Origin of the sequence: Rhodococcus sp. APC 3903, from assembly GCF_030407755.1 — a bacterium.
GTDB lineage: Bacteria > Actinomycetota > Actinomycetes > Mycobacteriales > Mycobacteriaceae > Rhodococcus_F > Rhodococcus_F erythropolis.
Window position 1 is genome coordinate 115,713 of the sequence record NZ_JASDCV010000020.1, and the last position, 9,123, is coordinate 124,835.

The window sequence follows — 9,123 nt, forward strand, 5'->3', positions numbered from 1 at the left end:
TCATCTGGCATGCTCTATCCTCGATTCACTGTGATCTCGCAGATGAATTCGGGGGGATTCGTTCATGGGTGTGGATACTTTTTCAGCTGATCCAGCCGAATTGGCAAGTGCTGCGGAGGGGCTGACGGCATCTGCCGAGGAACTCGGTGGATTCTCGGCTTCGGAGGCCGCTACCGCCGCATCGGCCGGAGCCGCCGGGTCGGCGTTCGCTGCAGCCATAGCCGACAACGTCGTCACCGTCGACGAACTCGGCCGCGCGATCGGTGCGGGGATCACTGCTACCCGCACGAAACTGGAAAACTCCGCACGAGTGTTCGCCCGGGTCGACATCGCCAACGGCGCACGGATCGAGGATTCGGGAGACGTGCGATGACACTGTCGATCTCGCAGATCCGATCCTGGAATCTGGACGCCCTCGACAACTATGCCGGCTCCCTGGGCCGCGGACATGACGTATTCGACAGCAACGTCGACATCGCGCACCGCATCATGGACACCGCAACCAGCGATTGGAGCGGCAGCGCGGCGACCGCAGCATGGGATTCGGCAACCCAGCAGCATGCCTTCGGGCGAGACGCCGTCGCGATAGTCGGAGACGCCGGGCGCTGTGTCGCAGCGCAATCGGCAAACCTCCGGTACACCCGCGAAACACTGGTCAGCCGCGTCGACGACGCGAGCGCCGACGGTTTCACCGTCTCTGACGACGGTTCCGTCACCGCGACGCCCGCAACTCTGGCGAGCACAGATCCGCGCGGGGTAGAAGCCCGCCTCGAATATCACTCGTGGCGCATCGGCACGGCACTCACGGACGTCGACGAGACTGACGCGAGCGCCGCCAGAATCCTCACGGAGATCACCGCCGCAGGCACCTCGCTCATCGACCGCAAGTCCGATTTCGGGATCCCCGATGCAGCGTCGACCACCCCTTCACATCACGTTCGGTTCGATGGTCAGGGAGCCCACGACTCCGACATTCTCGCGCAGTCCCCGGGCGCAACATCCGAGAGCGAGGCGGCCAAGCAACGGTTGATCGCCGCGACGACTTTCACTCCGGAACAACAAGCGCAACTTGCTGCCGGCGGGCCCGTGGCCGTCGACCCGGAACAACTCGCCTACCTACGTGAGTTCTACGCCGATACCAACCTCGACGAGCTGAAGAATATCGGTGCAGGAGCCGAAGGATTCCGCACGGTCAACTTCCCCGATGCGAATGTCCCCGCCGACGCGCGAATCCCCAGCGCCCTCGCCTCGGGCATGTTCACCGTCTCCAATCCCAACGTCACCGACGGCAACGGCAACGCGGGCAGCCTCGACAACCTTCCGCCAGACGTCCGCAGAATCTTCAGCGACCCCGCGTACAGCTCGCAACTCCAACCCGGTGGGTACTCCACCACCGTGAACGTCAACCATTTCGACGATTCGAATGCACTCACGGACATACTTCGAAATGCAGACCCGGCGACACAATCCGGCAGCGCTTTGAGTTCTGCACTGCTCGATCGCAGCGCAGATCTCGCCCCTCTCCAATCGCAAACTTCATCGAGCGCCCCGATGCGATTGGTCTTCGACGACGACGGCCAGCCCGTCAGCAACGATGAGCTCGACTCCAGCCTCACCAAAGCCCTCGACATTGCCACTCGGGACATACCTTCGAACGCCGACTTCCTCACCACCCCTGCTCATCAGGACGACGTGGTGAATCTGTTCACCCGCGAATGGAACGATGACGGACGAGCCGTCAGCGGCCTCACCGATTGGATCGGACCCGACGCCACCAACTCCAACCCAGCTGTTGCCGAACGGGCCGGCGCCTCTGCCCTTGCACTCGCCCACAATCTCGCCGACAACAAAGGTGCCTACCTCGACATCGCCGGCCTGGACAACAGATCCGTCGGAGAAGTGAATCCCGCGTTGACGCAATCCATCGGTTCCGCGGTGACCCCGTACATCGGGAATCTCGTCGGATTGGAACCCGATCAAACCGGTACCCTCGGTTTCGAAAATCTCGATGCCTACGACGACAGATTCGCCAATGCAAAATCGGTGATCGCGATCATCGACAGCGACCCCCACGCAGCCGCAAGTTTCAATGCGAACATGCTCGGAGCCGCGGGCCAACTCCAAGGGACCTTCGTCGAAACCAGCATGAGCGGAGACATCGCCGCGGGTTCTTCGCAATATGCAATATATGCGGGACGCGTCCAGGCACTGATGGACGGTGCTCTCGAGGAAGAAGCCCTCAACCGAACCGGTGACGCTGCGGCGGCGCAACAGGACATCATCAGCAGACGTGGGAAAACATACGACGAACTCTCTTGGCTGATTTCCGGCGGTGCCGCCATGATCCCAGGCTTCGGACCACCGACCAGCGTTGCAGTCAGCATGCTGGGAGTCGAACTCAAAGATCACGTCCTGGGCTCCCCGGTCGAAGTTCCTCCGGCACAACTCAACTTCACAGACCAGCGTTCGGCTTCGACGACCCGTCTCGATTACCGATTGGTTCAGGCACTCGACAACGCCTACGGAAGAGAACACTTCGAGCAACTGAACGGTTTTCGAGTCAATGGCGATCCGAGCGAATCCCTCAGACCAGTCGATCTGGAGACCCTGGGTCTAAACGGCAAATTCGACAGCACGCTGCAGGACTATTTGACGTTTCGGGGATTCAATCGCGATACGTTCATGACCAACATGAGAGACGGACTCGACGATGTCGGATAGATTTCCTGCGTTTACAAGGCGAAACCACCGCGCCGCAACCGCTCTTGCACTGGCATTCAGCATGGGATCATGTATCGCGGGTTGCGCGGCACCCAACTCAACCGAAAACGTCAGCGCCACAACCACGCCCGCCGCGTCAAACGTCTATGTACTACCGAGCTACATGACCGACTATCACAACCAATGGCTCGCAGACCCCGGCATCGACCTCTTCAGCGAAGAGGCCACCATAATCCGAGCATTCATAGAATCCGACTACATCGTTGACAGTGGTGGCGATCGCAGCGACGCCTACCACGGGTTCTCGAGAATCACTGCGAACACTCGTGGAACGGTCTCGAGCGATCGCCGCTACGGAGAACCCGCAGACACACCACCACGCGTCTACCGAGGTACCAGCATCAACCGGATCTTGAGTATTCAAACAATTCCCGCCGGATACCCTGGCGATTCGACCGTCGTCGCTTACGCCTGCTCCGACGCCTACGATACCGATTACGACGGCCGCAAACCGGATTCGTCGCGACTCCCGAGCAGTAGTTACGAGATCTGGATGCACAACACCGCTTCTACGGCTACCCCCTACCCTCGATTCGAAGGGCCCCGCAATGCACCGGAAGGGGACGTCTTCGGCGGCTGGATCGTCGACAAATTCACCAGCTCCACCAGCGACCGTGTGCAACAGGAGACTTGCTCTGACTGGTTCAAATCGCGTCACGACGGGAGTCGACTCCGGATGAGCACCGACTTCGCCCCACCCCTCGTCCTCCCCAACTACCCCGGCTGGCCAGAAGATGCGGCCCGGTAGGGGCCAGGGCAACGGTGCCGCGCCCAAATCTGACCAAGTCAGGACCTCAGCGGCGCTGCCGGACGCATGATGGAGTGATGACGGTCGAAAATTCGCACGCCTTGGACGAACTGGTAGCGGCACTCCCCGAGGGAGCCGTCCTGCTGGATCCGGATGTGACCGCGGGCTACCGCCAGGACTGGGCCGCCGACCCGACCGCCGGCCATCCCGCTGCCGTGGTTCGCGCAACGTGCACCGAAGACATCCAAACAGTGATGCGCTGGGCAACCGCCAACCGCGTACCGGTGGTTCCCAGAGGTGCAGGCTCGGGCCTTTCCGGTGGATCCAGCGCCGTCGACGGTTGCATAGTGGTCAGCACCGAGCGAATGCGACAGATCACGATCGACCCGGTCGCCCGTGTGGCGGTTACTCAGCCCGGCTTGATGAATGCGGAGGTCAAGAAAGCCGCCGCAGAGCACGGACTCTGGTACCCACCTGACCCGTCGTCCTTCGAGATCTGTTCCATCGGCGGCAATGCAGCCACCAACGCCGGCGGACTCTGCTGCGTCAAGTACGGAGTTACCACCGACTACGTTCTCGGACTCCGGGTCGTGCTGGCAGACGGGACAGCGGTCAGCCTCGGAGGTCCCCTTCTCAAGGACGTCGCCGGACTCTCCCTCACCAAACTGTTCGTGGGCAGTGAGGGAACTCTCGGCATCATCACCGAAATCACGTTGCGTTTGATTCCCGCGCAGCCGCCCGCATCAACCGTCGTCGCGTCGTTCGACTCGGTACAAGAAGCTGCGGACGCGGTCTTGGCGATCACCAGCAACATGCGTCCGGCGATGCTCGAGTTCATGGATCATGCCAGCATCAATGCCGTCGAGGATTCGGTACGCATGGGTCTGAACCGCAAGGCTCACGCACTGCTGCTCGCGCAGTCCGACGCACCCGGCGCGGCAGGCGTGCTGGAAATCGAGACGATTGTTCAGGCGTGCGAAAACAACGGAGCCACCGAAGTATTCGCCACCGATGATCAGGCCGAAGGTGACGCTTTTGCGGCGGCACGGCGGGCAGTGTTCCCGGCAGTGCTCGCGATGGGAAGTCTGCTTCTCGAAGACGTGGGCGTTCCCATGCGCGCACTCCCGCAGCTGGTAACCGGGGTCGAAGCCATCGCAGACGACCTCGACGTCCTGATCTGCACGGTGGCGCACGCCGGAGACGGAAACACACACCCGCTCATCGTCTTCGACCCCGCAGACCCGGACATGTCCGAACGCGCACAGATCGCATTCGGACGGGTGATGGATCTCGCCATCGCGCTCGGCGGCACGATCACCGGCGAACACGGGGTCGGTCGACTCAAGCGCGACTGGCTGCCGTCACAGTTGGGCGAAGACGTCATGGCCCTCAATCGCAAGGTCAAGGATGCGCTCGACCCGCTGGGAATTCTCAATCCCGGAGCCGTCATTGCCGTGAAAGAAGCCTCTCTCGACTAGCTTTCACGTCGACGTCGAACGAGTTACGTCATCGAGGAACCGTCGGGCTGACCGAACGGACCAGCTCGGCCAGCTGACGGAATCCTTCTGCTCGGCCACTCGACGAGCGGAACACGACGCCGATCGTGCGACCTGGAGCCGGCGAGGCGAAATGCGCCGTCGACAAGTCCCCGCGTCGAACCTCCACGGCAACAGCCGATTCCGGGACCAAAGTCACCCCGAGTCCCCCGGCCACACATTGCACGACTGTCGCGAGAGAGGTAGCCCGCGTGTCGCCAGCAAGCGGATGGGCGTCTACCGAACGGCACAGATCCAACGTCTGGTCGCGCAGGCAGTGGCCGTCGTCGAGCAAGAGCAACGGCAGTGCGTCGAGCACGTCCGCTGTGAGATCGACACGTCCGGCCAAGGAATGATCGTTCGGCACGACCATAACAAAATCCTCTTCGTACACAGGAACTTCCACCAGGCCAGGTGTTCCGGCAGGAAGCGCCAACACCGCGACGTCGAGCGCTCCCGATCGCAGGGCATCAAGCAAGCGCGCCGTTTGATCCTCGACTATTTGCGGCGCCAACGACGGCAGCTTCTCGCGCAGCTCCGGCAACAACCCCGGAAGAATGTACGGCGCAACGGTCGGGATCAACCCGATGCGTAGCGGTCCGGTCAGAGAGTCGCCGGAGCCGGCCGCGCTCGCGACGAAACCGTCGGCAGCCTCGAGGATTTGCTTCGCCTGACCGAGCAAGCGCTGTCCGTCCGCGGTCACGAGCACGCGGCGCGTACTACGTTCGATCAGCTTGACCCCTAGTCCCGCCTCGAGAGCCGCCAGCGCCTGCGACAGTGTGGGTTGGCTCACACCGGAACGTGCTGCGGCAGTACCGAAGTGCCGGTACTCGGCCACCGACACAAAGGCACGCAGCTGTGACAAGGAAGGTTGATAAGTCTGATCAGACATGCCTATCAGTGTAGTGCCACCCATCACCTTTACCTTTTGAACGGTTTGATGCAGAATGGGCTCATACCAAAAAGCGCCGGTCACAACCTCGACACTCCAGTCGAAACCGTCCGACCCGCTGACGGTGACAAACCCTCTCGATCCAGCACGTTCGGCCGTCACAGTCCGAACAGCCGGATCGTGTGCGCAAGAAATTCCTGTTCACGAGACACGTAGGAGAATGAGACACATGGCTCTGCTCACAATCGGCGACCAGTTCCCCGCTTACAACCTCACGGCTGTCATCGGCGGCGACCTGTCCAAGGTCGATGCCCAGCAGCCCGATGACTACTTCACCACCGTCACCAGTGACGACTACGCAGGCAAGTGGCGCATCGTCTTCTTCTGGCCCAAGGACTTCACCTTCGTGTGCCCCACCGAGATTGCTGCATTCGGCAAGCTCAACGAAGAGTTCGCAGACCGTGACGCTCAGGTTCTCGGCGCTTCCGTCGACAACGAGTTCGTGCACTTCCAGTGGCGTGCACAGCACGAAGAGCTCAAGACCCTCCCCTTCCCGATGCTCTCGGACCTCAAGCGTGAGCTTGCCGAGGCCACCGGCGTCCTCAACGCCGACGGCGTTGCAGACCGCGCGACGTTCATCGTCGACCCCAACAACGAGATCCAGTTCGTCTCCGTCACAGCCGGTTCCGTCGGCCGTAACGTCGACGAGGTTCTCCGCGTCCTCGACGCTCTCCAGAGCGACGAGCTGTGCGCATGCAACTGGAAGAAGGGCGACCCGACCATCAACGCCGGCGAGCTTCTGACTGCGAGCGTCTGAGTATGAGCGTCGAGAACCTCAAGAACTCGCTTCCCGAGTACGCGAAGGACCTCAAGCTCAACCTGAGTTCCATTGCGCGCACGACGGTCCTGAACGAGCAGCAGTTGTGGGGAACGCTCCTCGCAACGGCCGCAGCCACCAAGTCTGCGTCCACGCTCAAGGAGATTGCTTCCGAGGCTGCCGACAACCTGTCGGCAGAGGCATACAACGCCGCTCTCGGCGCAGCGTCGATCATGGGCATGAACAACGTCTTCTACCGCACCAAGGGCTACCTCGACGGTAAGTACGACGACCTTCGTGCCGGCCTGCGGATGAACATCATCGGCAACCCGGGCGTCGACAAGGCCGACTTCGAATTGTGGTCGCTTGCAGTGTCCGCGATCAACGGCTGCAACCACTGCCTCGAAGCTCACGAGAACACCCTCCGCCAGGAAGGTGTCGACCGCGAGGTCATCTTCGAAGCGATCCGCGCCGGTTCCATCGTCGCGGGCGTCGCACAGGCTGTCGAAGCCAACGAGATCCTCTCTGCCGCACAGGTCTGATCACTCGGACCTGAGTGCAGTTCGACGAGCCCTCCCCACCGTGAAGGTGGGGAGGGCTTTTCGCGCGCTAGGGTGGACCGATGGGTATCGAGGTGAGTGTGGTCCGGGTCTTCACGGACGAGAACGGCAAGCACGGGAATCCGTTGGGAATCGTCGACGCGTCCACGGTTGCAGAATCGGATCGACAAGCCGTCGCGAAGGAACTCGACTACAGCGAGACCATCTTCATCGACGTTCCGGATGACGGCGCCTCACGTGCGCGGGTCCAGATCTTCACTCCGGCAGCAGAACTCCCCTTCGCCGGACACCCGACCGTCGGTGCCACGTGGTGGCTGGGCGAACAGGGCCGTCGCGTGAGCGCCCTCGACGTTCCTGCCGGCAGTGTCGACGTCCGCCAATCCGGCGCTTTGACGTGGGTACGCGCGCGTGCCGAATGGGCACCGGAATTCGCGATCTATCCGATGGACACGGTCGACGACGTCATCGACGCAGATCCGTCCGACTACGAGGCGGATCATTCGTATCTGTGGGCATGGCAGGACAAGCTCGAAGCTGCCATCCGCGCACGCATGTTCGCACCGGTGATGGGAATCGCCGAGGACGAGGCGACCGGATCTGCAGCGCTGCGCATCACGGACCGGTTGAGGAAATCACTGCTCATCACCCAGGGACGCGGATCGGTGCTTCACACCACCTTCTCTCCGGAAGGGTGGCTCGAAGTCGGCGGCCGCGTCGTCGCCGAGCCGTCACGAACCTTGTGAGTACCCGGCGGGATTGCGTCCGGCCTCGAGGTCACGTGCGCTGAGTGACACCGAGATCTCGTCACCGAGCGCAACTCCCGGCGCGAGGGGCAACTGATCTCCACTCCAGAACTTGCCCGGATCGAACCAGTTGATACGACGGTTACCGACAAGCAGACCCATCGCCTCATAGGTCTTGGCAACCACTTCGGCGCAATAGGCGCTCTCGACGGCCACTGCGGACACGTCGGACTTCTTGCGCAGCTTCGGGATTCGGCCTCCGAACCAGCGTGAGGCAAGCTTCGCCGTCGACGGGAACGGCGTACCGTCCAGCCGTGCGATCGTCTTGAGCAGAGCGTCTTCCTGCTCCCGGGTGACTTCGTGGTCGAGCTGGCGCAACCATCCACGCTGCCCGTACTTGGCGCCCCAGACCTGAACCGCCGATCGCAGATCGTGCAGTTGGACACCACGCTGGAAGCGTCCGGTCCACATGTCCTGCAGCGAGTGACCGAGTTCCGCATGCCACATCAGCGGCGGAAGGTCGTCGATCACGACCGACATTCCGACGTGGTTCACCGGGCTGTTGGTCAGCGTCTGGATGGCCCGGTCCGCCGTCGACTCTCCGCGGAAGATCCAGATGTCGCCCGTGCGGGTCGCCGCGGCGGCCTCCTCGAGACTCACCTGCGAAAGCAATCGTCGGTCCATGCCTCTAGCGTAGAGGGATGAAACTCCCTACTCCTCTGCGCGCCTCGCACGTTTGGAAACTGGTCGGCCTCGCCGGTGCAATGGGCGTTGCCGCCACCGGGGTTCTCGTTGCGCGCGGCGAACGCCAGCGTCGGGCCTACTCTCCGGACGAAATTCGCTCGGTACTGCACGAGCGGTACACCCAGGCCTACGCCAAGCAGTCGGAACAAGAGGTTCTGGAACTCGAACCTGCACCCAACGCTGTGCGGCGCCGAATCGAGAAACTCTTCCGGCGCCGCAACTGAACTCATCCGAGAGCTGCGAGGATCCCTGCTGCCATCTCCGCGACCTGATCGTCGGTCATGACGAACGTCGGCGAAATCT

At 62.1% G+C, this 9,123-nt stretch carries 10 protein-coding genes; 8 read left to right on the forward strand and 2 right to left on the reverse strand.

All coding sequences use genetic code 11. The annotated features are described in order from the left end of the window. The first annotated feature begins 64 nt into the window (after positions 1 to 64). From QMA15_RS25260 to QMA15_RS25275, 4 genes are all read left to right on the forward strand, one after another. The gene (locus tag QMA15_RS25260) at positions 65 to 373 is read left to right on the forward strand and encodes a type VII secretion target (RefSeq protein WP_021334291.1); all 309 of its coding nucleotides are present in this window, start codon (positions 65 to 67) and stop codon (positions 371 to 373) included. Then, positions 370 to 2,721 carry a hypothetical protein gene (locus tag QMA15_RS25265; RefSeq protein WP_279164303.1) on the forward strand — a complete coding sequence of 784 codons (2,352 nt, stop codon included), beginning with the start codon at positions 370 to 372 and terminating at the stop codon, positions 2,719 to 2,721. Before QMA15_RS25260 ends, QMA15_RS25265 begins: the two co-directional genes overlap by 4 nt. 163 nt (positions 2,722 to 2,884) lie before the next feature. Next, positions 2,885 to 3,529, forward strand: coding sequence for a hypothetical protein (locus QMA15_RS25270; protein WP_279164302.1), 645 nt, complete (start codon positions 2,885 to 2,887; stop codon positions 3,527 to 3,529). Positions 3,530 to 3,606: 77 nt separating this feature from the next. Further along, complete coding sequence (locus tag QMA15_RS25275; protein ID WP_060938488.1) at positions 3,607 to 5,007, forward strand: FAD-linked oxidase C-terminal domain-containing protein; 1,401 nt, start codon at positions 3,607 to 3,609, stop codon at positions 5,005 to 5,007. Between the two features lie 28 nt (positions 5,008 to 5,035). Here QMA15_RS25275 and QMA15_RS25280 read toward each other — a convergent pair whose 3' ends face one another. Continuing rightward, positions 5,036 to 5,956 (reverse strand): hydrogen peroxide-inducible genes activator, encoded by a 921-nt coding sequence (locus tag QMA15_RS25280; protein ID WP_020907545.1) that lies wholly within the window; start codon positions 5,954 to 5,956, stop codon positions 5,036 to 5,038. A 229-nt stretch (positions 5,957 to 6,185) separates the two neighbouring features. Here QMA15_RS25280 and QMA15_RS25285 point away from each other — a divergent pair, with 229 nt between their 5' ends. The 3 genes from QMA15_RS25285 to QMA15_RS25295 all read left to right on the forward strand — a co-directional run bounded on the left by QMA15_RS25285 (position 6,186) and on the right by QMA15_RS25295 (position 8,076). Then, positions 6,186 to 6,773 (forward strand): peroxiredoxin, encoded by a 588-nt coding sequence (locus QMA15_RS25285; protein WP_003942119.1) that lies wholly within the window; start codon positions 6,186 to 6,188, stop codon positions 6,771 to 6,773. 2 nt (positions 6,774 to 6,775) lie between these two features. Then, entirely contained in the window at positions 6,776 to 7,315 is a 540-nt protein-coding gene (locus tag QMA15_RS25290) for a carboxymuconolactone decarboxylase family protein (protein WP_003942122.1), read from the forward strand. An 80-nt stretch (positions 7,316 to 7,395) separates the two neighbouring features. Then, complete coding sequence (locus tag QMA15_RS25295) at positions 7,396 to 8,076, forward strand: PhzF family phenazine biosynthesis protein (protein WP_003942237.1); 681 nt, start codon at positions 7,396 to 7,398, stop codon at positions 8,074 to 8,076. Here the strand turns inward: QMA15_RS25295 and QMA15_RS25300 are convergent. Further along, positions 8,062 to 8,760 (reverse strand): hypothetical protein, encoded by a 699-nt coding sequence (locus tag QMA15_RS25300; RefSeq protein WP_019748222.1) that lies wholly within the window; start codon positions 8,758 to 8,760, stop codon positions 8,062 to 8,064. The two genes, QMA15_RS25295 and QMA15_RS25300, sit on opposite strands and share 15 nt — an antisense overlap. Positions 8,761 to 8,777: 17 nt before the next feature. Between QMA15_RS25300 and QMA15_RS25305 the strand changes: the two genes are divergently transcribed. Continuing rightward, positions 8,778 to 9,044, forward strand: a complete 267-nt coding sequence (locus tag QMA15_RS25305) for a hypothetical protein (RefSeq protein WP_007732799.1) — start codon at positions 8,778 to 8,780, stop codon at positions 9,042 to 9,044. The last annotated feature ends 79 nt before the right edge of the window (positions 9,045 to 9,123 follow it).

What these genes read in the sequence shown, in the direction of transcription:
- QMA15_RS25305 (WP_007732799.1), top strand. Translation starts at nt 8,778, where the DNA reads ATGAAACTCCCTACTCCTCTGCGCGCCTCGCACGTTTGGAAACTGGTC.
- QMA15_RS25275 (WP_060938488.1), top strand. Translation starts at nt 3,607, where the DNA reads ATGACGGTCGAAAATTCGCACGCCTTGGACGAACTGGTAGCGGCACTC.
- QMA15_RS25285 (WP_003942119.1), top strand. Translation starts at nt 6,186, where the DNA reads ATGGCTCTGCTCACAATCGGCGACCAGTTCCCCGCTTACAACCTCACG.
- QMA15_RS25280 (WP_020907545.1), bottom strand. Translation starts at nt 5,956, where the DNA reads ATGTCTGATCAGACTTATCAACCTTCCTTGTCACAGCTGCGTGCCTTT.
- QMA15_RS25295 (WP_003942237.1), top strand. Translation starts at nt 7,396, where the DNA reads ATGGGTATCGAGGTGAGTGTGGTCCGGGTCTTCACGGACGAGAACGGC.
- QMA15_RS25265 (WP_279164303.1), top strand. Translation starts at nt 370, where the DNA reads ATGACACTGTCGATCTCGCAGATCCGATCCTGGAATCTGGACGCCCTC.
- QMA15_RS25290 (WP_003942122.1), top strand. Translation starts at nt 6,776, where the DNA reads ATGAGCGTCGAGAACCTCAAGAACTCGCTTCCCGAGTACGCGAAGGAC.
- QMA15_RS25270 (WP_279164302.1), top strand. Translation starts at nt 2,885, where the DNA reads ATGACCGACTATCACAACCAATGGCTCGCAGACCCCGGCATCGACCTC.
- QMA15_RS25260 (WP_021334291.1), top strand. Translation starts at nt 65, where the DNA reads ATGGGTGTGGATACTTTTTCAGCTGATCCAGCCGAATTGGCAAGTGCT.
- QMA15_RS25300 (WP_019748222.1), bottom strand. Translation starts at nt 8,760, where the DNA reads ATGGACCGACGATTGCTTTCGCAGGTGAGTCTCGAGGAGGCCGCCGCG.